The organism is Roseomonas sp. HF4 (genome assembly GCF_005222755.1).
GTDB lineage: Bacteria > Pseudomonadota > Alphaproteobacteria > Acetobacterales > Acetobacteraceae > Neoroseomonas.
Genome location: NZ_STGD01000015.1, coordinates 112,582 through 135,478 on the forward strand (window position 1 = coordinate 112,582; position 22,897 = coordinate 135,478).

Here is a 22,897-nt window from a genome sequence, read left to right on the forward strand (position 1 = left end):
GTGTGAGACTGCAGAGCCGCGCGATGCCCTGCGTCTGAAGGCTATCGCTCATGGTGCACCGCCTGAGCTGCGACGGATGGCGAAGATGGGGCCGAGATGGCTCCCCGGACCGTCGGCCTCATGTGCGTCCGCTGCTCGGGATCGGCCGATGAATGGCTGCGCGGCTGCTGTGTCGGCTGCGGTTGTCGCACCGCCAACCGGCACGAAGATCGACCGCGTCGGTGCCGTATCGTCACCGCCCAGCCGCACGAAGATGCCGTCAGCGTTGCGCGCAGCACGCACCGCAAGCTGGCCAGGCGCAGAGGTGCCGGCGTCACCGGTCAGCAGTGGTTTGAGGGCTGCGACATAGGCCCGCGTCTCCGCAGGCAGCGGCTGGCCTGTGGCAAGATGCGCCTCCACCCGACGCGGGCCGGCGTTGTAGGCCGCCAGCATCAGCGGCACCGATCCGAACCGGTCCAGCATCTCGCGCAGATACGCCGTGCCCGCCAGGATGTTGTCCTGCGGCACGAAGGGATCGGCGCCGAGACCGTGCTGTGCGCGCAGGCCTGCCCAGGTCGCCGGCATCACCTGCATCAGCCCCATGGCGCCGCGGTGCGACACGGCGTGCCGATCGCCGGCACTCTCCGCGCGCATCACCGCCCTGATCCAGGCTTCCGGGATGCCGAAGCGCTGCGATGCGGCAGCGATCTCGGCAGCATGGATCGTCCGCGCCGCCACCCCGGACAGAGGAAGGCTGACCAGCAGCAGCACGGCTGCGATGACGGGCCACGACCGGGACGAGAGGGAGGAAGCGAGCTGTGCAGCGCGCCCTGCCAGAGCGCCGCGCGTCGCCAGTGGGCAGGCGTGGAAAGCGGGCGTCGTGCTCATGGTTCGTGCTCCGCGGTCCAGATCGCACGCAGGCGGGCGACAATGCCTGTGCGCGGGAGAGGCCCGAAGTAGCGGCCGTCGAGGCTGTCCGGCTCGGCGGGGTTCAGAAGGAACACCTCGCCGGCTTCCAGCCTGTGGCAGCCATGCCAGGTCGGCAGCGGGCGGCCTAAGCGGTCAGCCGTGCGCCGGTGTGCGACCGTCTCGCTGTCGACCGTGATCGCGGTGCCCTCTGCGCACACCACCTGCGGCGTCAGGGCGGCGACGTGCTTCAGCAGCGGCACGCCGCGCGCGACATACCCTCGGTCGGTGAGGAACGCCGCCAGCATCGCCGGTGGGCGGACCAGCACGAGGTCGCCCAGCGCAATGCGGTCGGCAGGTGCCGTGACGTAGAGGCCGAGCGGCACGCTCGCCGACGCGTTCCAGATGATTCGCGGCTGCCACCCCGCGACCGCTGGAACAGCAATCAGCCCCAGCCCGGCGAGCATGGCCGCGACGGGCGCCGCGCGCAGTCTCCGCCGCGCGGTCATGCGTCGATCCTCCGCCGCAGCAGCCAGGCGCGGTGGCGCTCGCGCGTGTAGGCGCGCGGCGGCTCGCCGGCCGCGAGGCGGTTCATCACGTGCCGCCAGTGGTCGGGGCAGGCATCTTCGGGCGCGACGCCCGTCTGCTCGACCGCGTCGATCGCGCGCAGCACCTCGTTGACCTTCGGCCAGCCGGAGATGCGCAGCAGGATATCCGCCCCCGGCTCCACGAAGCCGATCGTGCTGAAGGCCTCGCCGGCCGCGACCGCGCGCAGGATATCGATGCGGCTGACGACGGTGCCGTAGCCGTTCGACGCCCACCGCACGAAAGCGAAGATCTCGCTTGCGGCGAAGGCGACGACGCGGCGACGGCGGTCGAGGATCGTCTCCTCGGCGATCCGCCCGAAGCGGATCCAGCGCTCGACGCGGCCCTCGAGCCACAGCAGCTCGACGCGGGTCAGCGCCGTCATGGCGCCGCCTCCCGCTCCCCGTCCCGGTCGTGTTTTCCACCGACCGCGCTGGGCCTACCTTCATTAGAATTAGACTCAATTAGAGTCTTTACGGGCCAGAATTCCGCTTGTGCCGCAACGGCTTGCGGGTGGTTCGTGCGCCTGATCTGCCGTGTCGGTTGCGCCTGATCTGCCGAATCCCCTGCGCCTGATCTGCCGTGCGGTTCAACAGGCCTGCACAAGTTATCCACAGAGCGGGCTTGGCGGCTGCACGGCGTGATCCGCAACAGTTCGGTGCCGCCGGCATCGCGGCAGATGGCGAGGCGATAGCCGGGCAGGCTCTGACGCACGACGAGCCGACGCAGGTCGAGCGCGAAGTCGGCGAAGCGAGCGAGGCTGCCGGACTTGGCGTGCAGGTGCCGGAACTCGAATGCCCAGCCGGACGGCTGATGCCCGGCGTGCTTGCGCGCAACGCGGTAGAGCCAGCGTTCAATCCCACCCGACAGGCGGAAGTACGCTGGGTCGATGGTCAGCAGGAGTTGGCGGTCGAGGACGCCGCGGTAGAACCAGTCCGGCAGCACGAACTCCATGCCGTCGGCGCGGCCGGAGGCGGTGACGCGCTCCTCCCACTCGTTGATCCAGGAGAATTGCTGGCGCCGCCAGTGCGCGCCGTGGCGGATCGTGGTGCGGATGACGGTGGACTGGAGCCGGCCGAGGGCGGCCTTCAACAGCAGGTATTGATGCTGGCCGGTGCCGCGCCCGATGGCGGTTAGCAGTTGGTGCGGCGTGAACCGCATGAAGCGGGAGGCGGCGAGGCCTCGATCAGCGGCCTCGACGATCTGCGAGCCGGCCCAGATCAGCACGTCGGCGTCCCAGATGGTGGCCATGCCATGCTCGGGGACGGCATGCACCTGCACCTCGATGTCGCCGGCGCGGTAGAGGATCGGCGCAACGCGGCGGCCCTTCGCCAGCGAGAAGAAGGGCCGTTCCATGAGGTCGCGCTGGTCACGGCGCGGCGGTCCCTCGTCCGGCAGGGCGTCGAACGGGCTCAGCCTGAGCCGCTCGCTGGGGGTGCGATCGCCGTGCATCGTCGGGTCAGCGCCGTGCTGCGCCGGCATAGGCCGGCGAGACGGCGGCATGGCGCTTGGCGGGCAGCACGGTCTCGCCCGTGTCGTCGCTGGTCGAGGCCTTGGTGCCGCGGTTCACCCAGGCCTGGAGGTCGGTCACCGCATATACGACCCGACCGCCGAGCTTTGAGTAGCGCGGGCCGGTGCCGTAGGTGCGGTGCTTCTCGAGAGTGCGGCCGGACAGGCCGAGAAAGCGGGCAGCCTCGGGCGTGCGGAGATAACGCGGTGGCAGGCCGGCGTTCGGGTCAGGCATCGGGAGCCTCCGGTGATGCTGTCGGATGCCGCGCATGGGGCGCGGCGGTCAGGTCGGAGGCTGGCGAAGCGTGGTCGCAGTGGGGGAGTCCGAAGACGGCGCCGGCGAAAGCGGACCCCGTGCGGAGGTCAGAGGCGTATGCTGCCTCCGGCGGTCAGCAGGTCGCGGTAGCCGCCATCTCGAAGCGCGCGGGCAGCCGAGAGGAGGCGCAGGGTGCGGCTGCGCAGATCGTGGCTCTTCCAGGCGGCGCCCCGGGGAACGCGGGCCGGTCCGAACAGGCCGACAGCAAGGTCGCGGATGCTCGCGCCCTCCGCATCGCCATCGAGTGCGCGCAGGCGGTTGATCAGGACGCGTCGGCGATTGCGCGAAAGAGCGCGCTCGCGCGTGGGTCGACCCCGGAGCGCAGTCCAGAACTGCAGCGCAGCAGCCAGGCGCTTTGGCGTGAGGGCGTCGAGCGGCACCAAGACGCCGAGCGGCGCATCGGGCGGCGGATCGCCGATCAACCAGACCGGCAGCGATTGCGTCCCAACGACGGCATGCAGCCCGTCACTCGCCTGGCGCGGCGATCTCACAGGCGGCAGGGCAGCCGGAGAGCGTGGCGAGGATGACGGCGGCAAGGCCGAGAGCGCCACGGTGGCGATGCAGAGCGCCGGCATCCAGACGACGCCCGCCGCGCGTGCGTCGAGCGACGGGTCGGCCGGGAAATCGCAACCCCCAGCGCTCGGCAACGGCGTCGGCCGCGTCGTCGGGCCGCCGGTCGTCGAGCTGTTCCCAGTCGCGCACATAGCGCGGGTTGCGCCGGAGGAACTCCCAGGCGAGATCGCGCGCCGAGGCGTTCTCCAGCTCTGCGTAGGCGGCGGCCGACCGCCAGTCTCGCGACGGCATGGCAAGGCTCCGGCACAGCGCGGAGCGCACGCTCCGCGCGCAGCATGCCGAGAGATGCGACGAGTCGATGGGTTGTGGAGGCCTTCGCGAGGCAACATGTGTTGCTACCAGCGCAACGCCGGTCAGTTCGTCGAACCCTGCCGCAGCAGGTCGCGGTAGCCCGCCTCCGTCATCCAGCGGGCGCGGGCGAGGTGACTGTCGTGGATTCGTCGCGCCAGGCCGGGATCGCCGTCCGGGTCGAGGCCGAGGACGATGCGCGCGACCTCCCGCCAATCGGCGCCCTCGGCGGCGGCATCCAGCAGGCGCAGGTAGAGGATCTTGTGGGCTAGGTCATAGGCCGTGATGCGCGGTTCGTCGGGTGGGGTCTCGAGGATCGTTGCGGCGGTCATGCGGGCGCCCCCTCTGCCGGCGTCTCATGGCGCTGTCGCCGGAGAGTCACCCATCCGGGTCGCGAGCGCCAGCCGGGGCGTTACATGGGAGCGCGGGCACGCGATTTACACACTATGGAAGATAAACTCAAAGTATGTAACGCCCCGACCGTGCCGGCATGGACATGCGCCGGCTGGTGGGGAGGAACGTGCGTCGGATCAGGCTGGAGAAGGGCCTGACGCAGGAGGCGTTCGCCGAGCGATCCGGGTTCAGCCAGCAGTACCTCAGCAGCCTGGAGCGCGGGACGCGCAATCCGACGGTGGTGACGCTGTTCGAGCTCGCCAGCGCGCTTGGCGTCAGCCACGTCGCGCTGGTCGAGCCGGATGGTGAGGTGCAGGCGGCAAAGCCGATGCGGCGCGGGGGACGACGCAACCGACGCTGAGGCGAGCACTTAGCCGAGCCCGGCAGTCGTGATGTCCAATCGGATTTGGGTCTACCAGCGTTGGCGGCGCAGGGTGCCAACGATGACCCTATCGGTAGCGTTACCTGCTGGTCGCGACCATTCCAACCGAACCAGCCCGCTCTCGAGTGGCTCAACCCATGAATGCCGGTGCTGGATTTGCTTGCACAGGGCGAATGGTATGATTATCTTACCGCACGTAAGAACCCGGAGCGGAAGGCGATGGACGCCGGCCATGTCAGGAAAGAGCTGATCACCATCCTGGGCCAGATCCAGGCGATGAGCGGTCTGGCGTGCCCCGCCCTCACCGGCGCCAGCGTTCCGATCACGGATCTCGACAAGTTCGACAGCAAGATCTGGCCCGTGGCAACCGGAATGCTTGCTGCGACCCTCAACGTGGAAATCCCCAACAACGTGAACATCTTCAGTACGCGCGGCGCCTGCCGCACGCCCCTCAGCATCGATCAGGCGGTCGCCGAAGTTTGCCGTGTCGCGTCCTCGGCCACCCCGGTTGCGGCGGAGTGAGGCGGCCATGACCGAGCAGCAGGATCCCGCGCGGCGCGCGCAGCTGGCCGCCCGCATCAAGGAGGCGCGGACGATGGCCGGGCTCTCGCAGGGCCAAGTGGCGCGCATGCTCGGCCTCCATAGGCCTTCGGTGTCCGAGATCGAGGCGGGCAACCGCCGCGTCACGGCCGAGGAGCTGACCCGGATGGCGGAGATTTTCGACGTGGGCGTGTCGTGGCTCGTCGGCGAAGCGCCGGACACGATCGCGCCCGACGATCCCCGGCTGCAGCTCGCCGCACGCGAGCTCGGCAAGCTCAAGCCGGCCGACCTCGACCGCCTCATGGCCCTGCTCGCCGCGATGCGGCGCTCGGAAGACGACGGGGAGGGCGAGAGCCAGCCGTGATCGTGACTCCGAAGACCAAGATGCTGCCCGATCGCCGTGCCCTCACGCAACAAGCTATGCAGGCCTCCATCCGGGCGCGGCAGGTGGCCGGCCTCGACCTGCACAGCCCGATCTGTATCTACGGGCTCTCCGAAGCGCACCGGGTGACGGTCCGCTTCAACGACATCGCGAGCATGGAGGGGATGTACGAGCGCGGATCTCCGTCGCGCATTCACCTCTCCGCGCTGCGCCCCCTGCCACGGCGGGCGTACAACTGCGGCCACGAGCTAGGGCATCATGTCTTCGGGCACGGCTCCACCATCGACGAGCTGCGCGAGGACGTGGCAGGCGGCGCGCACAGCAGCCCGAACGAGATCCTCGCCGACGCCTTCGCGGCCTTCGCGCTGATGCCGACGCTCGGCGTCCGCCGCGGCTTCGCGGCCCGGGGCGGGGCGCCGGCGTCGGCGACGCCGCGGCAGGTCTTCGCGGTCGCCTGCGAGTTCGGCGTCGGGTACGCCACCCTAGTCACCCACCTCGCCTACGCCCTGGGCGAGATGCCGCGCGCGCACGCGGCGCGGCTCCTCCGCGCGACGCCCCGCTCGCTGCGCGAGGAAATCCTCGGCGCGGTCACGCCCAGCCCGCTCGTGGTGGCCGACCACCACTGGGCGGCGCCGACCCTCGACGCGGAGGTCGGCACGCTGCTCCTCCTTCCGCCGGGCACGCAGGTCGCGGGGGCCGTCGCGGCGGCCGAGGGCAGCACGGGGTCGGGCTCCCTCTTCCGCGCGGTCTCCCCGGGCGTGGCGCGCGCGACTGTCCCCGGAACGCCGTGGGCGACCTTCGTGCGTGTCGCGCGGCCCCACTACGTCGGCCTCGCGCAGTACCGGCACCTGGAGGACCACGATGACGACTAGCGTTGCGCCCCTCCCCTTCGTCGCCGAGGAGAGCAGCGTGTCCCGCGCGTGGGCGCGCGCCTTCCTGCGCGTGATGGACAACCCCGGCACGGAGATTTCCCCGCTCGTCGTCAGCATCGACGGCTTCGGGCCCGGGGGCGAGATCCCCGAGGACGGGGCGATGCGGGCGGCGATGGACGCCGCCCTCGTCGCCGCAGGCGAGCGCTGGGACGTGGAAACGGTCGCCTTCACGATCTTCCCGGAGCGCTACTGGCGCATGGCGCAGGGCGACCGGGCGAAGTTCTTCGATCTGTGCCGCCGCGCCCTGCCGCGCCTGATGGCGATGAACCCGGCCTCGAACCGGCGGGGCCTCTACTTCGGGCGCCTGGTCGCCTACGGGTCCGGCCCGTGCGGCGGCAACCAGTTGGAATGGGTGCTGTCGCAGTATCTCGGTCGGACGGGGGTGCGGCGTTCCATGCTCCAGGCCACCACCTTCGACCCCGCGCGCGACCACGTTCCGGACGCGCAGCTCGGCTTCCCGTGCCTCCAGCAGGTCAGCTTCGTCCCCACCGACGACGGCGGCCTCGTCGTCAACGCCTTCTATGCGACGCAGCAGCTCTTCCACCGGGCGTATGGCAACTATCTCGGCATCGCCCAGCTCGGCGCCTTCATGGCGCGCGAGATGAAGCTCCGGCTCGCACGGGTGAACATCACGGTGGGGATCGAGAAGCTTGACCGTCCCGGGAAGACCAGTCCCCACCTCGTGCCGCTGACCTCGGCCGCCCGCGCCTGCCTGTCGCCCGCGGCGACGCCGGCGCGGACCGGGGCGCTGGCCGTCGCGTGAAGCGCCCGAAGCCGCCGGGGGGGGCGACGGGCCGCCCGCGCGGGCGACCGCGGAAGCCAGCATCTGGGGAGGGCACGCCGCAGGCGGCCTTCGCGCTTCCGGTGCCGGCGGGACCGCGGCCCGCGCCGCCGCTCGCCCTGCCCAAGGCCGTCTATTCCAAACATCTGGCGCCGGCGCGCGTCACCGAGGTGTACGACAGCTACTGGCACTTCGCGGTGGAGCGGCAGCGCGTGTTTTTCCGCAGGCTCGCGGGCGAGCGCCCCCCGTGGACGGGGGACCCCGTCATCGGCGGGTACCGCTTCACCAACGCGTACCGCGCGTCGGACCGGGTGAGCCAGTACCTCATCCGCAACGTGATCTACCGCGAGGACCTGCCCTCGTCGGACGAGGAGGTCTTCTTCCGCATCCTGCTCTTCAAGCTTTTCAACCGGGTCGAGACCTGGGAGCTGCTGGAGGCCACGTTCGGCGCGGTGACGTGGTCGGACTACCGCTTCGACCTTTACGACGCCGCCCTCGCGCGCGCGCTGCGCGGCGGCACGAGGATCTACTCGGCCGCCTACATCATGCCCCCGGGCGGTTCGACCTTCGGCTATCCCGCGAAGCACCAGAACCACCTCCGGCTGCTGGAGGCGATGATGCGCGCGGGCACCCCCGCGCGGCTGCGCGGCGCGCGGCGGATGCAGCAGGCGTTCGACCTGCTCCGCTCCTTCCCAACTATTGGCGATTTCCTCGCCTACCAGTTCGTGACGGACATCAACTACAGCCAGCTGACCGACTTCTCCGAGATGGAGTTCGTCGTGCCGGGCCCGGGCGCGCGGGACGGGCTGAGCAAGTGCTTCGCCAGCGGCGGCGGCCTCAACGAGGCGGAGCTGATCCGTCTCGTCGCGGACCGGCAGGAGGAGGAATTCGAGCGCCTCGGCCTGGATTTCCCCTCGCTCTGGGGCCGCCGCCTCCAGCTCATCGACTGCCAGAACCTGTTCTGCGAGATCAGCAAGTACGCCCGCGTCGCGCATCCCGACATCTCCGGGGTCGCGGGCCGCACCCGGATCAAGCAGCGCTTCGCCGCGAGCGCGGCTCCTCTCGCGCCCCCCTGGTACCCACCGAAGTGGGGCCTCGACACCTCTGTCGCGCCTAGCCCCGCCGAACAACGCGCGGAAAGTCTGATTATTGCCTCGAGGAGACCGACTATGGACATGCGCACCTACCAGCGAGAGGCGCGGGCGACCGACCGCGTGCCACTGACCGCATCCGGCACCGTCGATCCCGTGGCCGGCCTTATCGTGCCCCTGCTCGGCCTCGCGGGCGAGACGGGCCAGCTCCTCAGCGAGTACAAGAAGCACCTTCGCGACCGCGACGCGCACCTCATGTTCAAGGAGCGGGTCGCCGAGGAGCTGGGTGACCTCCTCTGGTACGTTGCCAACGTCGCCAGCAAGTTCGATCTCGATTTGGCCGAGATCGCGGCGGCGAACCTGGAGAAGACGCAGGGGCGCTGGGGCGCGAGGCCCGATGCTCCGCATATCTTCGACGAGGGGTACCCCGAGCACGAGCGCTTCCCGCGGCGCTTCGAGGTCGAGATGTACGAGACCGTGGTCGAAGGGAAGGTCAAGGTGCGAGTGCTGCTCAACGGCTCGCCTCTGGGCGCAGATCTTACTGACAACGCCTATGATCCAGACGGCTACCGCTTCCACGATGTGTTCCACATGGCCCTGGTGGCGGTGCTGGGTTGGTCGCCCGTTGTGCGTTCGCTGATGAAGCGCAAGCGCAAGAGCAGGCCGAAGGTGGATGAGGTCGAGGACGGCGGGCGCGCGCAGGTGATCGAGGAAGGCGTCTCGGCGCTGGTCTTCGACTATGCCCGCGCGCACAGCTTCCTCGAAGGGGTCCGCGACCTCGACTACGAGCTCCTCAAGACCGTCGCGAGCATGACGCGCCACCTTGAGGTCTCGCGGTGCAGCCTCGGCGACTGGCAGCGGGCCATCCTGTATGCCTACGGGGTGTGGCGGGAGATAGTGAAACATAGCGGGGGTCGGGTACTTGTAGACCTCGACCAGCGCGCCATTCGCTTCCTGGGCGCTTCGGACGCTGGGGCGACAGAGGCGATAGTCGCCGACGCGTGACGGGCCAAGCTTAGCTGCGAACTTGGTCGCCGCATCCGGGGCGTTCGCCGACTGCCACGGCAACGGCGGTCGCATACCCGCCGGCACAGCTGATACTGACAAACCAGCGAGAAACATCCACTGCCGCGGTAGCTGCCACGTTGTAGAGGATGACTGACGGCGCGCCCGAGGGGGATGTCAGAACCTCGATGTCAGTCCAAGCGATGCCGTCTCCCCAACCGATGCCGAGAGCTTTGACCACAGCCTCCTTTGCCGCGAATCGGCCCGCGAGACGCGGAGCGCGACGGGCGGATTGACCGGCGAACGCGAGCTCCGCCTCCGTGAAATAGCGAGATACAAAGCCACCGCCCGATTCAGATATGATGCGCACAATACCGGCGATTTCTACCAAATCAATTCCAACACCAATAATACGACATCTCAGCATATCTTGCAACTTATTATTCCTTCTTGTTGGATCTATCAACTTTATTGTGACAGCATTATATATTTTTGCGGAAATAACGCATGTTTTCTGCGTACAATTTTAGTGTGTATTGTCAATCAATTATTTGCCAAGAGCGGATGCGCAGATTTTACGCTTTGACGGCCGCGGGCTCAGTGTCTCACGAGATCTTACCGAACACTTTCGTTGTGACCAAGCGCGTAACGCAACATCTGACGACGGCCCGATCAAGCTGCGAAATACGGCTGGTGCGTCAGGAAGACTGTTGATGCGGATGGTTCGAGCGCAGCCCGGCAAGCGCAGAATCGCGGGCTGCGTAGATCTGCGCCCCGCCCTCCCGGGCGGGGCGCCGTTGGCCGTTCACTCCCGGCTGCGGTTGCCGTTCGGGCGGGACCAGATCAGCTCGAACTCGCCGCTCTCCATCTCGAAGAGGTTCGCCAGGATCGGCGCCGGCAGGGAGGGGTCGTCGAGCTTGACCGAGAGGTAGTCACGCCCCTCGTTCGAGGTCTTCTTCCACGCCGCCCCGATCTCGGCGCGGCCGGCGAAGATGCGGAAGTCGGGGGCCTTCTCGCTGCTCTTCTCGGCCGGCCGGACCTGGACCTTTGCGTCGAGGGTGAGCGTCGAGACCGTGCCGGTGAAGCCGTCGCCGGTGCGGGTGAAGGTGCCGATGGTCGCCATGACTGTCTCCTGTCTGTCGATCGGGCCGCGCCCATCGCGGCCTCGATGGCGATCGTCCGGCCGGGGGCGGGCGCCGACGCACCCGCTTGCGGGCCGCAGCGCAGCGGAGGACGGGGCTGGGGGACTTTCTTGCCTCGCGAGGAATGCGCGGTACGCGCAGGGGAAGAAAGTCGCACCGCCGCCGTTGCGGCCGAGGCGCCCGAGGCGTCAGCCATCCCTCGGCCAGATCAGGCCATCCGAGGCAGCGTGGCAGCGCGACACCGGACGGACCACGGAGACAGCAGGCGACTGTCGCCACGCCCGGCACAAGGGCGATGATCCAGGCATCGCGGTCACGGCGCCCAAGGCGTGCAAAAGGGAGGTTCCGGCCGGAACGGGGAAGGCGAAACGCTGGCCCTGTTGCGCATCATCCCGGCTGTACGGGTCGCGGCGCGGATGTTCCCGCCGAGGGTCGCCCCGCTTCGGCTCAGCCGCGTGATCCCGATGACGACGCAGGCAGGCGGGCCACGGAGGAGGATGGCAGGCGAGGCTGATCTGGTCCCACGCCTTCGGCGAACTCTGCGTCAGGACGGACAACGATGACCTGCCTCGGCTGGGCGCCGGCGCCCGCGAAAGCCGCCAGCTGTACGGCAGCGGAAACACCCACCACGAAGCCGCCGATTGCCGCGAACACGTGCCGCCAGGCTTCCGACGGCACGAGCAGCGCCGAGATCCCGAGCACCGCGTGGTAGCCGGCGACAGTTGCCGGTGCGGCAAACAGCAGCGCGATGACGGCCCGCAGCGCAAGCGAGCGGACGGACGCGAAGAGCAGCTGCGCGGCGAACAGCGCGATCAAGCCCGCGACGATACCGACCAGCACGGCGCCGATGACGCCCGCGCCTGCCTCGAATGCCCACATGCCGACCGTCAGCCCGACGAAGAACGGCACGGCGTAGATGGCGAGCGTGAACAGCAGCACGAGCGCCGTGCCGAGGCCGAACAGGCTGAGGATGACACCCAGCGTCATGCGAACCTCCCCGGTCGAGGCGCAATGATGCGCCCCGATTGTAGCGGATCGCGGGCGCGCAGCAGTTCGCCTTTGCGCGAGCGCATCATCGTGCGGGCGGCGCTACCCGCCGCCCCCGCGGAAGTCGAAGAGCGGGATGCCGAGGCGTCTCGCCTTGTCGGCCAGGTTGTCGGTGACGCCCGAGCCGGGGAAGACGATGACACCGATCGGCAGCGTCTCGAGCAGCGCGTCGTTGCGCTTGAAGGGCGCGGCCTTCGCGTGGCGGTGCCAGTCCGGCTTGAAGACGATCTGCGGCACCTTGCGCTGGTCGGCCCAGCAGGCGGCGATGCGCTCGGCGCCTTTCGGCGTGCCACCATGGAGCAGCACCATGTCGGGGTGCTTCGCGTGCACGCGGTCGAGCGCGGCCCAGATGCGCTGGTGATCGTTGCACTCGACGCCGCCGGCGAAGGCGATGCGCACGCCCGCGGGCAGCAGCGGCTCGGTCTCGGCGCGGCGCCTCGCGGCGAGGAAGTCGCGGCTGTCGATCATCGCCGCGGTCATCGTGCGGCGGCTGACCATCGACCCCGCGCGCGGGCGCCAGGCGGAGCCGGTGTGATGCTCGAAGTGCTCGGCCGCGGCGTCGCGGAGGAACTCGAAGGCGTTGCGGCGCTCGATCAGCGTCAGGCCCTGTGCGAGGAGTCGCTCCAGCTCGACGGAGCGAACCTCGGAGCCGTCCTGCTCGCGCTGGGAGCGCTGCTGCGCGGCCTCGTTGGTGTCGAGCTCGCGGCCGATGCGGTCGATGCCGCGATGGAAGAGGTTGACCAGCGACCAGAGCAGGTCGGGCAGGTCGGGCTCGAGGCGCGTCTCGCCGAGGCTGGCAACGAGTGCATCGAAGATGTCGGCGACGGCGCCGGAGAGGCGGTCGGGATCGGGCAGCGGCCGGGGGTCGGGCTCGTCGGCGAAGGGGCGGTAGCCGTGGAGCTGAAGCTCGTCGAGCAGGTGCGCGGTGGCAGAGGCGGCATGGGTGGGTTCGGCGTCGTCGAAGCGGTTGGTCATGGCCGGGTCCTCGCTGTCACGGGCCGCGCCCATCGCGGCCTTCGTGGCGATCACCCGGCCGGGGGCGGGACGGCCCGGCACCCGCAGGCGAAGCCGGAGGGCCGCAGCGCAGCGGAGGACGGCGGCGCGCGGCTTTCTTGCCTCGCGAGGAAGCGGCCCGTCAGGGCCGCGGGGAAGAAAGCTGTGCGACGGCGTTGCGGGGAGGGCCCGGCTCCGGCCCGATCGCCGGCGAGAAGGTCGTGGGCGCTGTGATGCGCGGTTGCCGGTGGAAGCGGCTGCTGTCGTCGACCCCAACGGCTGATTTCGACCTGGAGCGCAGTCCCCCCTTAGCCGCCGCGCTGGCCTGAGGCGCACCGACCCTCAGGGGGCAGATCAGCGTTGATGAGGTCGAGGCCGAGCCCAACGATCAACCGACCTTGCCAGGGACCTAGGTTCGCGTGTTACACTTGATTCTGAGATACACAAGTCGCCGCAGGAGGATCCAATTTCCAAGCCCCGCGCCGGCCGCGCCGCAGCCGCTAGGCCCCCGCGCCCACGGAGCGGGGAGCGGATGCTTCACATCCGTCTTGGCTCGGAATTGCACCGCGCGCTTCGGGTCATCGTCGCCGAGCAGGACACGACCCTTCAGGAATGGGTCGTCCGGGCCCTAACTGCCGCGGCGCGTGAGGCCGGCATGCGCGAGCCGACCGACAGCCAGGGGGCCGGCTAATGGCTCGCAAGCCAGCGGCAACCGCCGATTTGCCCCCCGCCGAGCAGGACGTTTTGGTCGCAGTGGCCGATCTCCGCTTCGACCGCGAAAACCCGCGGATGCCAAACGTCCTTCTCGATGACGACGACGCGGTGGTGCGCCACCTGCTCGACGATTTCGACGTTGAGGAACTCGTGCAGTCTATCCTCTCGTCTGGATGGATCGACTACGAGCCATTGATCGTGCAGCGCAGGACTAATGTCGTCTTCGAAGGCAACCGGCGCCTTTCAGCGCTACGCCTCATCGGCGACAAGGTTTTGCGCGAACGCGTAGGCTACTCCTTGCCGGTCGTCGATGGCGCGAAGCCGCTCCCGGAGCGCGTGCGCGTCCGATATGTAGCTGACCGAAGGGATGCGCGCCGCTTCATCGCGTTCAAGCACATCAACGGCCCATATAAGTGGGACGCTTTCGCAAAGGCAAAATACGCAGCCGAGTGGCTGGCTGAGGGTGAAGACATCGACGTCGTCAGCCGGATGCTTGGCGACAACCACAACACGATCCGGCGTCTCGTAATGGGCTACAACGTGCTTGAGCAGGCGCAGCGGGCCGGCTTCGACCTCGAAGACCGGACAAAGAAGCGCTTCGCGTTCTCGCACCTCTACACGGCGGTCTCCCGACCAGCCGTGCGCAGTTTTCTCAACGTTCAGGAGGGCGACGACGGGGTTCCCGCGAAGCCCGTTCCTCCCGAGGGCGAGGAGCGCCTTCTTCAGCTGATGTCCTGGCTGTACGGGCAGGAGAAGAAGAAAGAGCCGGCGCTAATCGCCAGCCAGAACCCGAACCTCAACCAACTCGTCAGGGTTATTGAGAACAGGGACGGCCTAGCGAACCTGATCAAATACCGGCGCCTCGACCAAGCCTTCGAGGCGGTGGAGCCGCCCGCGGGGCGCTTTAAGGAGGCGCTGATCGCCGCCAACAGGCAATGCGAGACCGCCCTCGCGCTGTCCTCCTACTTCGACGGCGACGAGGCGCAGCTCGCGATGGTGAAGAACCTAGCGACGACCGTGCGCAGCCTGCGCGAGGCCATGGTGAAGAAGAGCCTCGCTGCGGACGATGACCTCTAGCCGGATGCGCCTTGAGGCGCCGGACCTCAATTCGCGCCGGGCCAGGCTCGCCGACTGGATCGAGCTGCAGGCCCTCACCAGCGCAAGACGATCAGCCTCGACTGCGCTCATCCGCTCTGAGGTACGCCGCCAGGCGGACGGTCGCGCGCGCGCGAGCGACATTGACGCGGACGCCGACGACACCGGCGAAGCCGAAATCACGGAGCGCCTTGCCGACGATCTTGAGGAGCGGCTGTCGGAGGAGCTAGCGTTCCGCTTGAAAACCGTGGGCGAGGCATACCCGTTCGAGCTTGCGACCACTCAAGGCGGCCGGTCGCAAATGGTGAAGCTTCGGGACACCTGGAGCAATACCGCGTCGGGTGAGTTGGCCTACGTTTTCTGCCTCCTCGATTCGGGTATCCGCGAGGGCCTGATCACGTGTCCGCCCTCGGCGCGGCCGCTGGTGAACGCAATCGGCAACGTCTTCCAGATTTGCTCCTGCGTCGCCGTGGGTGGCTATACCAATGCGGAGGTCGTCTCGTTCGGCTTCCCGCGGGCCACCGGCACTGCCTTCCTACCGGCTTTGCAGCAGGCTTGGGCCCGGTATGGCTCCTACGACATCCTCACCCATATCCCGTTCGGGTTCGACGACAAGCTGAAAGATGGTGGCGTGGACATCATCGCTTGGCGCCATTTCGCCGACCGGTTTGCCGCAACCCTCATCATGTTCGTGCAGGTGGCATCGGGCCTCGACTGGAAGGAAAAGGAAGTCGCGGGCGATGTGCGGACGCTAAAGAATTGGTTCGCCGGATCTTCCATCGAACATTTCCTCCCCGCGATCTGTATCCCATTCCCGCTCTGGTTCGATCTCGACGAGCCCGCCGTGGACGCGGACGGCAACAAGACGGCCTTCAGCAACGGAGTGCAGACTCGCTTCGTTTACCGCGAGAAGAAGTTTGGAGTGATCTTCGACCGCGGTAGGATCGCGTATTTCTGGGCGCGAGCCATGGCGGCGCAGGCCGCACGGATACTCCCGCATCCTGTTGATGGCATCGACCGGATTGCGGAAGTCGGAACCTGGGTGAACGAGGTGTTGTCGAACTTGGCAGAAGTCCGGGCCAGTTCATGAGGCACCCCCTGCATTCGATTTGCCCATATTTCGCCATGTTCCCAGAAGGTTTCGTGGCCGAGCAGCTCTACGCCTACACGCGTCCCGATGATGTCGTGCTTGACCCCTTTTGCGGGCGAGGGACCACTGTTCTGGAGAGCCTGCTGAACAATCGCCAGGGTTTGGGCACCGACATAAACCCGGTTGCGGCGTGCATCGCTGGAGCGAAGGCGAATGTGCCAGCCCTCAAGTCGGTGCTGGCCAGGATCGGCGAACTTGCCGGAGATTTTGGGAAGCAGACCTACAGGGAACTGCCGCCGACCGAGTTCTTCGAGCACTGCTTCCACCAAGACACCTACGCGGAGGTGGCCTTCCTTCGAGGGATCCTTTCGTGGCGCCGAAGCTCGGTGGATCGATTTATCGCGGCGGTCATGCTGGGCATCCTGCACGGCGAGTCACACCGATCGGGAATGTACCTCAGTAATCGTATGCCACGGACTATCAGCACAAAGCCCGACTACTCGGTGCGTTGGTGGCGGGAGCGCGGCCTTCGGCCTCCGCGCCGGGAGACGTTCGAGGTGCTCCGTCAAGCCGCGCGTTTTCGCTTCTCCCAACCGCCGCCGACGCGGAAGGGCCACGTTGTGCTGACCGACGCGCGGCGCTGCGCGCGCGTGCTAAGGAAGCATGAGGGCAGCGTTGCGCTCGTCGTCACATCGCCGCCGTACATCGACACGACTGATTACGCGGAGGACCAATGGCTGCGCATGTGGTTCCTAGGCGGCGAGCCGAAGCCCATGCTCCGCCTGCACAAGGACGATCGCCACACCTCTGCCGAGAACTACTGGAGCTTTCTCGAGGACGTCTGGCGGGGATGCGCGCCGCTGCTGCGCGACAAGGCGCGCATCGTAGTGCGCATAGGCGGGACCAAGCTCGATAAGCCTGTGCTCCTACAGGGCCTTCGGGGAAGTCTCGTACAAGGTCTGGGTGGGCGGACCGTTCGCGCGCTGAACCAGGGCACCTCTTCGCAGATAGCAAAGCGCCAGACCAATTCATTCAGGCCGGGAACCTCTCCCGACCGGTTAGAACACGACTTCACCTTCTCGATCTCATAGTCAGTTCTCTCGCGATCCAGGTTGGATCAGCGTCCTTAAGGAGAATGGAGCGGTGGAGGCGAAGTGCGGAGATACGCGCCGACCCAGGCGACACGGCAAGGCTACACCCGCTGCACTGGAGGGCGCGGGGCTGCCATGACGCCCAGGAATCGACCGACGTCTTCAGGCGAGAGCTGCGCACGCAGCAGCGCGGCAAACTCCGCCTGACCGACCTGGCGCAAATCGCCATTGAAGTCGTCCGAACGCGGGCTCAGGGCGATAGACTCAGCGCCGCCGCGCCGCGCGCGTTCGGCTAGTGTTTCGGCGGCCCGGGCGCCCGCGTGGTCGCGGTCTCGGGCAGCATAGAGTCGGCGCAGACCAAGCGGCAGAACTAGCGCCGGGAGATGGCTTGCCGACAGCGCGGCGACCATCGGCATGCGCGGCAGGGTGCATCGCAGCGCGAGGATGGTCTCGATGCCCTCACCGACGGCGACGACGTCCTGCACGACGCCGAGCCGGACACCATTTCCAAGCAACCGCCCCATCGCCCGCCGCGGCGTCGCGATCGGCGCCTTGCCACTGCCGTCGCGCGCGAGCCAAGTGCGGTGCACGCCGGTGATCGTCCCGTCGAGGTCCGTCACTGCGGCCAACATCGCCGGCCACGTCTCGACGGGCGCGTTCTCGTCCGCGCGGTAGTAGCAGCGCGGGTGGAAGCGCAGCGCGGGCAGGTTGTCCAGGTAGGTGATGCCGCGCGCGCGCAGATAGGTCTCGGCGAGCGTGCCCTTGATCGGCTGCCCGGCGTGGAACAGCCGACGCGCCGCATCCGGTGAGCCGGCAGCGACAAGCGCGCGCGGCTCCGGCCGCTGTGGCGCCGGCAGGCTCAGGAACCGCCGCGCCTCGTCCAGCACGTCGCGCAGGCTGTCGAGGCCGCGCACCCGGGCGATCAGGTCCAGCAGGTCGCCATGCTCGCCCGTCGCGGCGTCGGTCCACTTCCCGGCGGCGCCACGGCCCGCCTCCGGCCCGTGCAGCCGCACGAACAGGCTGCGCCCCGGCGTGTTCGCGACATCGCCCACTGTCCACCAGTGCCCCTCGCGCCGACCGTTGGAGAGGTAGTGGCGGCAGACCGCCTCGGCGTTGCGGGCCAGGCGGCGCGCGAGCGCGGCGGCATCCTCGCGCATCGGTCCCTCCATGAAAGTGCGGGCCCGCCTTGCGACGGGCCCGCGAGGTGCAGGGAGGCCGGTTACTCGGCGGCGATCGCGGCGGTGGGGATCGCCGCCGCCTGAGTGTCCTCGGCCGGCGGCGCCGAGGCGATGGCCGGTTCGCCGCCTTCGGCCGCCGATTCCGCTTCGCCCTCCGGCGTCGCCTCGGTCTCCGGCTCCACCGCCGCGAAGACCTGGCCTGGCGTGCGCAGCGGCTCAGGCACCCAGCCGGTGCCGGCGAGGAGCTCCTCGGCGGCCGTCGCCATCTCGGCCTTCTTCAGGCCGGCGAGGCGCTCCGCCGCCCGCGCCCCGCCCGCCTCCCGCACGGCAGCGACGATGCGGCCCTTGGTGACGCGGCCGAGATAGGCCTCCGCCGTCGGCCGCCAGCCGACCGCGACCATGTCGAGGTTGACCGCCTCGGCGATGCGGTCAGCGTGCGCGATCGCCTTGGGCCGGCGGTTGTAGGCCTCGTGCACCGCGTTGACCGTCAGCCCGACGCAGTGCGCGAACAGCGCCTCACGGCTGTCGGCGTCGAAGCCTGCGAGGACCGGCCAGAGCTCCCCCGGCTCCTGCGGCATCTGCGCCTGCCAGCGCACGTGGCGGGCCTCGATGGCGCGAGCCGAGGCGGTGTCGGCGAGGCCCGGCGCCTGGGCGGAGAACAGCGCGCTCTTCGGCTCGATCTCCAGGCACGAGTCGAGGCCGTAGCGGTAGAACAGCCGCAGGCAGAGCGCGTGCAGCGCGGCTAGGAAGGCCGTCTGCGGATCGGCGGCGAGCGCGTCGCGCAGCGCGAGGGTGCGGTGCGCGGTGAGCTCGGTCAGCAGCCGATCGGGCAGCGGGCGGATGCCCTCGTCCTCCTCCGGGGGCTCGGCGGGCGAGGCAGACGTGCCGGTGTCGGGCTCGGCCGTGGTCTCGCCCTCCGGCTCCGCACCGGCCTGGGGCTGGTCGGCCTCGACCTGCTCCTGTTCCGGCTCGGCCGCGACCGGCGGCTCATCCTCCGGCCGGACATAGCCGCGCTCGATGCGCAGCGCGCCCGAGCCATCGATGCTGACGAAAGCGCCGGCGCGCGCCATCTCGTCGGCCTCGTAGGCAACAGGCCGGTCGTCGAAGGCGGCGAGCGCCTCCTCGATCTCGGCCAGGCGCCGGTCGGTCTCCTCCGGCACCTCGTCGGCCTCGGCGCACTCCTGCTCCAGCCGGTCGAACTCGGCCTGGAGCGCCTCGCGCCGCGCCGTCTCCTCCTCGCTGAGCGGCTGCGCCTCGCCGGCCAGGCGGCGCAGGCCGTAGGTGTGGCCGTAGGGGAAGTCGGGCGCAGCCTCGACCCAGCGCCAGCCCTCGGCGCGGATCGCCTCTGCCTCGCGCTCCAGCCGCTCGCGCGCGAGGCGGTCGAGCAGCCCCGCATCCTGCCACCAGCCGCCATCGTCGGGCTGGAACAGGTCGCGCAGGATCAGCCCGCCTGCGGCCTCGTAGGCCTCGGCGCCGACGAAGCGAGCGCGCTTGTCGGACGCACGCACGGCGCCCTCGGTCAGCAGGCGGCGGATCTGGTAGGGCTCCTTCGTGTAGGAGCGCTGCAGCGCCTCCCACACCTGCTCCTGGCGCTCATGGTCGGGGCTGACGGTGAAGGCCATCAGCTGGTCGAGCGTCATGCCGTCCTCGGCGTAGACGTCGAGGAGGCGTGGCGAGACGGCGGCGAGGCGCAGCCGCTGCCGAACCACGCCGACCGACACGAAGAAGGCCGCAGCGATCTCCTCCTCCGAGCGGCCGCGTTCGCGAAGTGCCTGGAAGGCGCGGAACTGGTCGAGCGGGTGCAGCGGGGCGCGCTGCACGTTCTCGGCCAGGCTGTCCTCCTCGGCGATGCCCTCGGTGCGGATGATGCAGGGGATCGGCGCGGTGCGGGCGAGGCGCTTCTGCTTCACCAGCAGCTCGAGCGCGCGAAAGCGCCGGCCGCCCGAGGGGACCTCGAACATGCCGGTCTCGCGGCCGTCATCGTCCAGCACGGGGCGGACGGTGAGGCTCTGCAGCAGGGTGCGCCGGGCGATGTCCTCGGCCAGCTCCTCGACGGCGATGCCGGCCTTGATGCGGCGGACATTCGCCTGGCTGAGGACGAGGCGGTTGAAGGGGATGTCGCGCGAGGCGGAGAGCGCGACCTTGGGGGTGGACTTCGACATGGGGGTTCTCCATGACGGGCCGGCCGGGAGCCTCTCTCCCGACCCTCAACCCGTCACGAAGACCCCTTCAGCCCTCTAACTGTTCTCCGGCCCTCCGCGTCGACGATATCCCGAGGGAACACGCGCGGAGAAGAGTCTCTCGACGACGCCGCGTATGCAGCTGAGGCTGCGTCGTGACGCCTATCGTAGCGTCTCGCCATGCCCGGCCACTCGGAAGGCGTGTATGGTGTGATCGCCTTCGATACCGCCAGACATTCCGCCTAGCGCGTAAACTGGAGAGGCAGGGAGCCCGCCTGGGCTCCGATGCGAATCTGCCGGATCAGGCGGGCGCCCAGGTTACCCCGTTTGGGGTGCGACCGACGCGCAGCTGCCGCCGAACTGTCCGCGTCGTGACGTCGATCTCGGTCAGCGTGTCATCGTAGAGGTTGGTGACGAAGGCGCGGGTCCCGTTTCCGCACACCACCACTCCATGTGCACCCCGCCCGGTCTCGATGGTCGCAATGACGCTGCCCAAGGCAAGATCAATGACGGAAGCGGTTGTCCCAGGCGCATTGCGCGTGCCTTCATTGGCAACGTAGAGGAACCCGCCATCGGGCGTCGCGAAGAGCTGGACGGGCCCGCGGCCGACCTGGATGCGCCGAAGCACGCGCCGGCTCCGCGCATCGATCTCCGCCACAGCATTGGCACCGCGGAGCGAGACATAAGCCCTTGAGCCATCGGGGACGAAGCCGACCTGCACCGGCGACGGCCCCGCCGGAATGCGCGCCACTTCCCGCGCGGCTGCGATGTCGACCACAGAGACGGTACCGTCCCTGACATTCGCGAGCCATGCCTCGCGCCCGTCGGGGCTGAGCCGCAGCCCATGCGGATAGTCGCCCACTGGCACGCTGGCCGCGATGCGACGTTGCGCCACATCTACGACCAGCAGCGCGTCAGTCTCAGAGTCAGTGATGAACGCGCGCTCTCCCGCCGCATCCGCCACCACATGACCTGGATGCCGACCGGCGGGAATCTCGTCAATCACCCGCGGTGCTGCGCCCCGCACCGGCTCGAGGATCACCAAGCGGCCGCCGGCGCGCAAGTGGTCGGCACCATGCGCGCCGGACGCGATACCGACCGCGAAGAGCTTCCGCCCGCCCGCCACGGCCTCAACGTTGTGTGGCACGATCGGGACTGTGGCGGCGTGGACGCGCCCCGAGGTGAGATCGACCGCGCTGATGCTGGCGCCGCCCTCGTCTGCGGTGAAAACCGTGCCAGCGCAAGCAACGGCGGCGCGCGCTAAGGGTGCGGCTGGTAGCAAGCCGCCACCTATCAACAAAAGCGGCAGTTCGCGACGAAGCAGACGGGGCATGGAGCGGTCCTCCCTGTGTGGTCGCCGCTAAGCATTCCACCGCCAGATTTCGGGGAGACAACCGTCCCGCGACAAAGTATGTCGATTCTCAGGCTTGCGTAGCAGCGTGAATCGGCCCGCCAGCACAACGGCCGGTGGCGCGCGGCATGTCCTGCGGGCCAGGAACGGTCTGCATGAATCGCACCACTAATTCGCCGCGCGCCGTGGCGTTTCAGCGAACGCGAGCCCAAGCAGGAAGTCAGCCGCTTTAGACGCGGCGCTCGCCGCACGGACGATCGCGCAATTGTCCTCGCGCAGCACCTCCAGCCAGGCGCCGATGTAGTCGGCGTGGCGCACTGTCGGCACGATGCCGAGCGCGGCGCAGGTGAAGGCCGCGGTCATCTCGGCGACCAGCTCCTCCTGCGCGTACTTCTTCGAACCGAAGCTGTTGGCGATCTCGCGGCCCAGGCGCGACGCGTGCCCCGTCCAGTGGCCGAGCTCATGCAGCGCGGTCCGGTGCCAGTCGATCGGCTGGAAATAGGCCTGCGGCGGCGGCACGCGGATGAAGTCGCCGAGCACGTCGTAGTACGCGCGATCCCCACCAATGCGAAGGTCGGCGCCGGAGCTCGCGATCAGCGCCTGGACCCGCGGCTCGATGAGCGAGGTATCCGCAGGCGGCGCCGTCGCCGCGAGCTCGGGCGGCAGGCCATCGCACTGCTCGACGTTGAATACGGTGAAGCGCTTGAGGAAGTGGATCGCGCGGGCGTCCTTGCCCGTCTCCTGCGCGCGCTCGCGTTCCTCGCCGGGGATGAAGCGGTCGGCGTAGACGACGGTGGTGCCACGTTCGCCCTTGCGCACGCTGCCGCCCAGCGCGAGCGCCTGGCGGAAGGTGAGCCAGCTCTGGCCGGCGTAGCCGCGCTCGACGACAGCGCCCCAGAGGATCAGCACGTTGATCCCTGAATAGCGCCGGCCGGTCGCGGCGTTCTTCGGGAGGGCCAGCGGCGCGGCCACACCGGAGGTTCCCCAGGGCTGCACCCAGGGCAGGCGCCCGGCCTCGAGTTCGGCGATGATCTTATCGGTGATCTCGTCGTAAAGGTTCGCGCGGTCACCCGAGGCTCGGCCGCTCGGGGCCGGCCGCGTCACGGAGCGGGTCATGGCGGTTCTTCATGACGGGCCGGCCGTGAGCCTCTCTCTCGGCCCCGAAACCCGTCACGGCGACAGCCGCCAAACTCTTCCCCTCGCCGGCGCGGTCAGACGTCTACGTTGCCAGCGGATCGTAAGCGTCGTCTGGGCCCCACGGCCGCGGTGAATTGGGTTCAGGATGCTGCGGCGTGATGTCGCCAGTAGTCGCGGATGGCGCAGACGGCTTCGGGGATGTGGTGGTAGGCGCGGG

26 protein-coding genes are annotated in these 22,897 nt (G+C 68.9%); 10 read left to right on the forward strand and 16 right to left on the reverse strand.

Features of this window, described 5'->3' with window-relative positions; all coding sequences use genetic code 11:
* Positions 1–48: 48 nt before the first annotated feature.
* The 8 genes from E8M80_RS20685 to E8M80_RS20720 form a co-directional block, all read right to left on the reverse strand.
* Positions 49–867, reverse strand: a complete 819-nt coding sequence (locus E8M80_RS20685; RefSeq protein ID WP_137127620.1) for a lytic transglycosylase domain-containing protein — start codon at positions 865–867, stop codon at positions 49–51.
* Positions 864–1,394, reverse strand: coding sequence for a S26 family signal peptidase (locus tag E8M80_RS20690; protein WP_137127621.1), 531 nt, complete (start codon positions 1,392–1,394; stop codon positions 864–866). Before E8M80_RS20690 ends, E8M80_RS20685 begins: the two co-directional genes overlap by 4 nt.
* The gene (locus E8M80_RS20695) at positions 1,391–1,855 is read right to left on the reverse strand and encodes a DUF2840 domain-containing protein (protein ID WP_137127622.1); all 465 of its coding nucleotides are present in this window, start codon (positions 1,853–1,855) and stop codon (positions 1,391–1,393) included. The genes E8M80_RS20690 and E8M80_RS20695 overlap by 4 nt, the downstream gene beginning before the upstream one ends.
* Complete coding sequence (locus E8M80_RS20700; protein WP_137127623.1) at positions 1,852–2,922, reverse strand: replication initiator protein A; 1,071 nt, start codon at positions 2,920–2,922, stop codon at positions 1,852–1,854. The genes E8M80_RS20695 and E8M80_RS20700 overlap by 4 nt, the downstream gene beginning before the upstream one ends.
* 7 nt (positions 2,923–2,929) lie before the next feature.
* The gene (locus E8M80_RS20705) at positions 2,930–3,214 is read right to left on the reverse strand and encodes an AlpA family transcriptional regulator (protein ID WP_137127624.1); all 285 of its coding nucleotides are present in this window, start codon (positions 3,212–3,214) and stop codon (positions 2,930–2,932) included.
* Positions 3,215–3,342: 128 nt separating this feature from the next.
* Positions 3,343–3,717 (reverse strand): DUF2285 domain-containing protein, encoded by a 375-nt coding sequence (locus E8M80_RS26100; protein ID WP_170979542.1) that lies wholly within the window; start codon positions 3,715–3,717, stop codon positions 3,343–3,345.
* A gap of 43 nt (positions 3,718–3,760) precedes the next feature.
* Positions 3,761–4,099, reverse strand: coding sequence for a transcriptional regulator domain-containing protein (locus tag E8M80_RS26345; protein ID WP_206035703.1), 339 nt, complete (start codon positions 4,097–4,099; stop codon positions 3,761–3,763).
* 122 nt (positions 4,100–4,221) lie between these two features.
* Positions 4,222–4,488 (reverse strand): DNA -binding domain-containing protein, encoded by a 267-nt coding sequence (locus E8M80_RS20720; protein WP_137127626.1) that lies wholly within the window; start codon positions 4,486–4,488, stop codon positions 4,222–4,224.
* 158 nt (positions 4,489–4,646) lie between these two features.
* Between E8M80_RS20720 and E8M80_RS20725 the strand changes: the two genes are divergently transcribed.
* The 6 genes from E8M80_RS20725 to E8M80_RS26350 all read left to right on the forward strand — a co-directional run bounded on the left by E8M80_RS20725 (position 4,647) and on the right by E8M80_RS26350 (position 9,662).
* Positions 4,647–4,910 (forward strand): helix-turn-helix domain-containing protein, encoded by a 264-nt coding sequence (locus tag E8M80_RS20725; RefSeq protein ID WP_137127627.1) that lies wholly within the window; start codon positions 4,647–4,649, stop codon positions 4,908–4,910.
* Positions 4,911–5,072: 162 nt separating this feature from the next.
* Positions 5,073–5,453, forward strand: coding sequence for a hypothetical protein (locus tag E8M80_RS20730; RefSeq protein ID WP_137127628.1), 381 nt, complete (start codon positions 5,073–5,075; stop codon positions 5,451–5,453).
* Positions 5,454–5,460: 7 nt separating this feature from the next.
* Entirely contained in the window at positions 5,461–5,835 is a 375-nt protein-coding gene (locus E8M80_RS20735) for a helix-turn-helix domain-containing protein (protein ID WP_137127629.1), read from the forward strand.
* A complete protein-coding gene (locus E8M80_RS20740) occupies positions 5,832–6,725 on the forward strand; it encodes an ImmA/IrrE family metallo-endopeptidase (protein ID WP_206035704.1) in 894 nt (297 codons plus the stop codon). Before E8M80_RS20735 ends, E8M80_RS20740 begins: the two co-directional genes overlap by 4 nt.
* The gene (locus E8M80_RS20745; RefSeq protein ID WP_137127630.1) at positions 6,715–7,548 is read left to right on the forward strand and encodes a thymidylate synthase; all 834 of its coding nucleotides are present in this window, start codon (positions 6,715–6,717) and stop codon (positions 7,546–7,548) included. The genes E8M80_RS20740 and E8M80_RS20745 overlap by 11 nt, the downstream gene beginning before the upstream one ends.
* Positions 7,549–7,649: 101 nt before the next feature.
* Positions 7,650–9,662, forward strand: coding sequence for a nucleotide kinase domain-containing protein (locus E8M80_RS26350; protein ID WP_206035705.1), 2,013 nt, complete (start codon positions 7,650–7,652; stop codon positions 9,660–9,662).
* 10 nt (positions 9,663–9,672) lie between these two features.
* On the opposite strand, the gene acpS is transcribed toward E8M80_RS26350, so the two are convergent.
* From acpS to E8M80_RS20775, 4 genes are all read right to left on the reverse strand, one after another.
* On the reverse strand, positions 9,673–10,089 hold the full coding sequence (acpS, locus tag E8M80_RS20760) for a holo-ACP synthase (protein WP_137127655.1): 417 nt from the start codon (positions 10,087–10,089) through the stop codon (positions 9,673–9,675).
* Between the two features lie 378 nt (positions 10,090–10,467).
* Positions 10,468–10,785: a DUF736 domain-containing protein gene (locus tag E8M80_RS20765; RefSeq protein WP_137127631.1), complete on the reverse strand. Its 318-nt coding sequence runs from the start codon at positions 10,783–10,785 to the stop codon at positions 10,468–10,470.
* A 466-nt stretch (positions 10,786–11,251) separates the two neighbouring features.
* Entirely contained in the window at positions 11,252–11,791 is a 540-nt protein-coding gene (locus tag E8M80_RS20770; RefSeq protein ID WP_206035707.1) for a hypothetical protein, read from the reverse strand.
* 102 nt (positions 11,792–11,893) lie between these two features.
* The gene (locus E8M80_RS20775) at positions 11,894–12,826 is read right to left on the reverse strand and encodes a DUF2493 domain-containing protein (protein WP_206035711.1); all 933 of its coding nucleotides are present in this window, start codon (positions 12,824–12,826) and stop codon (positions 11,894–11,896) included.
* 550 nt (positions 12,827–13,376) lie between these two features.
* On the opposite strand from E8M80_RS20775, the gene E8M80_RS26105 reads away from it, so the two are divergent.
* The 4 genes from E8M80_RS26105 to E8M80_RS20790 are packed head-to-tail and all read left to right on the forward strand — an operon-like array spanning position 13,377 to position 16,834.
* Complete coding sequence (locus E8M80_RS26105; RefSeq protein WP_170979543.1) at positions 13,377–13,535, forward strand: hypothetical protein; 159 nt, start codon at positions 13,377–13,379, stop codon at positions 13,533–13,535.
* Complete coding sequence (locus tag E8M80_RS20780) at positions 13,535–14,635, forward strand: ParB N-terminal domain-containing protein (protein ID WP_137127632.1); 1,101 nt, start codon at positions 13,535–13,537, stop codon at positions 14,633–14,635. The genes E8M80_RS26105 and E8M80_RS20780 overlap by 1 nt, the downstream gene beginning before the upstream one ends.
* A 4-nt stretch (positions 14,636–14,639) precedes the next feature.
* Positions 14,640–15,743 (forward strand): hypothetical protein, encoded by a 1,104-nt coding sequence (locus tag E8M80_RS20785; protein ID WP_137127633.1) that lies wholly within the window; start codon positions 14,640–14,642, stop codon positions 15,741–15,743.
* A gap of 35 nt (positions 15,744–15,778) precedes the next feature.
* A complete protein-coding gene (locus E8M80_RS20790) occupies positions 15,779–16,834 on the forward strand; it encodes a DNA methyltransferase (RefSeq protein WP_255467545.1) in 1,056 nt (351 codons plus the stop codon).
* Positions 16,835–16,935: 101 nt separating this feature from the next.
* On the opposite strand, the gene E8M80_RS20795 is transcribed toward E8M80_RS20790, so the two are convergent.
* The 4 genes from E8M80_RS20795 to E8M80_RS20810 form a co-directional block, all read right to left on the reverse strand.
* On the reverse strand, positions 16,936–17,991 hold the full coding sequence (locus tag E8M80_RS20795) for a toprim domain-containing protein (protein ID WP_137127635.1): 1,056 nt from the start codon (positions 17,989–17,991) through the stop codon (positions 16,936–16,938).
* Positions 17,992–18,053: 62 nt separating this feature from the next.
* A complete protein-coding gene (locus tag E8M80_RS20800; protein ID WP_137127636.1) occupies positions 18,054–20,174 on the reverse strand; it encodes a ParB N-terminal domain-containing protein in 2,121 nt (706 codons plus the stop codon).
* A 319-nt stretch (positions 20,175–20,493) separates the two neighbouring features.
* A complete protein-coding gene (locus E8M80_RS20805; protein ID WP_137127637.1) occupies positions 20,494–21,525 on the reverse strand; it encodes a YncE family protein in 1,032 nt (343 codons plus the stop codon).
* A 186-nt stretch (positions 21,526–21,711) separates the two neighbouring features.
* Complete coding sequence (locus E8M80_RS20810) at positions 21,712–22,659, reverse strand: ArdC family protein (RefSeq protein WP_137127638.1); 948 nt, start codon at positions 22,657–22,659, stop codon at positions 21,712–21,714.
* Positions 22,660–22,897: the final 238 nt, after the last annotated feature.

Coding starts and splice junctions, on each gene's coding strand:
- E8M80_RS20685 (WP_137127620.1), bottom strand. CDS start 867: ATGAGCACGACGCCCGCTTTCCACGCCTGCCCACTGGCGACGCGCGGC.
- E8M80_RS20690 (WP_137127621.1), bottom strand. CDS start 1,394: ATGACCGCGCGGCGGAGACTGCGCGCGGCGCCCGTCGCGGCCATGCTC.
- E8M80_RS20695 (WP_137127622.1), bottom strand. CDS start 1,855: ATGACGGCGCTGACCCGCGTCGAGCTGCTGTGGCTCGAGGGCCGCGTC.
- E8M80_RS20700 (WP_137127623.1), bottom strand. CDS start 2,922: ATGCACGGCGATCGCACCCCCAGCGAGCGGCTCAGGCTGAGCCCGTTC.
- E8M80_RS20705 (WP_137127624.1), bottom strand. CDS start 3,214: ATGCCTGACCCGAACGCCGGCCTGCCACCGCGTTATCTCCGCACGCCC.
- E8M80_RS26345 (WP_206035703.1), bottom strand. CDS start 4,099: ATGCCGTCGCGAGACTGGCGGTCGGCCGCCGCCTACGCAGAGCTGGAG.
- E8M80_RS20720 (WP_137127626.1), bottom strand. CDS start 4,488: ATGACCGCCGCAACGATCCTCGAGACCCCACCCGACGAACCGCGCATC.
- E8M80_RS20725 (WP_137127627.1), top strand. CDS start 4,647: ATGGACATGCGCCGGCTGGTGGGGAGGAACGTGCGTCGGATCAGGCTG.
- E8M80_RS20730 (WP_137127628.1), top strand. CDS start 5,073: ATGCCGGTGCTGGATTTGCTTGCACAGGGCGAATGGTATGATTATCTT.
- E8M80_RS20735 (WP_137127629.1), top strand. CDS start 5,461: ATGACCGAGCAGCAGGATCCCGCGCGGCGCGCGCAGCTGGCCGCCCGC.
- E8M80_RS20745 (WP_137127630.1), top strand. CDS start 6,715: ATGACGACTAGCGTTGCGCCCCTCCCCTTCGTCGCCGAGGAGAGCAGC.
- acpS (WP_137127655.1), bottom strand. CDS start 10,089: ATGCTGAGATGTCGTATTATTGGTGTTGGAATTGATTTGGTAGAAATC.
- E8M80_RS20765 (WP_137127631.1), bottom strand. CDS start 10,785: ATGGCGACCATCGGCACCTTCACCCGCACCGGCGACGGCTTCACCGGC.
- E8M80_RS20770 (WP_206035707.1), bottom strand. CDS start 11,791: ATGACGCTGGGTGTCATCCTCAGCCTGTTCGGCCTCGGCACGGCGCTC.
- E8M80_RS20775 (WP_206035711.1), bottom strand. CDS start 12,826: ATGACCAACCGCTTCGACGACGCCGAACCCACCCATGCCGCCTCTGCC.
- E8M80_RS26105 (WP_170979543.1), top strand. CDS start 13,377: ATGCTTCACATCCGTCTTGGCTCGGAATTGCACCGCGCGCTTCGGGTC.
- E8M80_RS20780 (WP_137127632.1), top strand. CDS start 13,535: ATGGCTCGCAAGCCAGCGGCAACCGCCGATTTGCCCCCCGCCGAGCAG.
- E8M80_RS20785 (WP_137127633.1), top strand. CDS start 14,640: ATGCGCCTTGAGGCGCCGGACCTCAATTCGCGCCGGGCCAGGCTCGCC.
- E8M80_RS20790 (WP_255467545.1), top strand. CDS start 15,779: ATGTTCCCAGAAGGTTTCGTGGCCGAGCAGCTCTACGCCTACACGCGT.
- E8M80_RS20795 (WP_137127635.1), bottom strand. CDS start 17,991: ATGCGCGAGGATGCCGCCGCGCTCGCGCGCCGCCTGGCCCGCAACGCC.
- E8M80_RS20800 (WP_137127636.1), bottom strand. CDS start 20,174: ATGTCGAAGTCCACCCCCAAGGTCGCGCTCTCCGCCTCGCGCGACATC.
- E8M80_RS20805 (WP_137127637.1), bottom strand. CDS start 21,525: ATGCCCCGTCTGCTTCGTCGCGAACTGCCGCTTTTGTTGATAGGTGGC.
- E8M80_RS20810 (WP_137127638.1), bottom strand. CDS start 22,659: ATGACCCGCTCCGTGACGCGGCCGGCCCCGAGCGGCCGAGCCTCGGGT.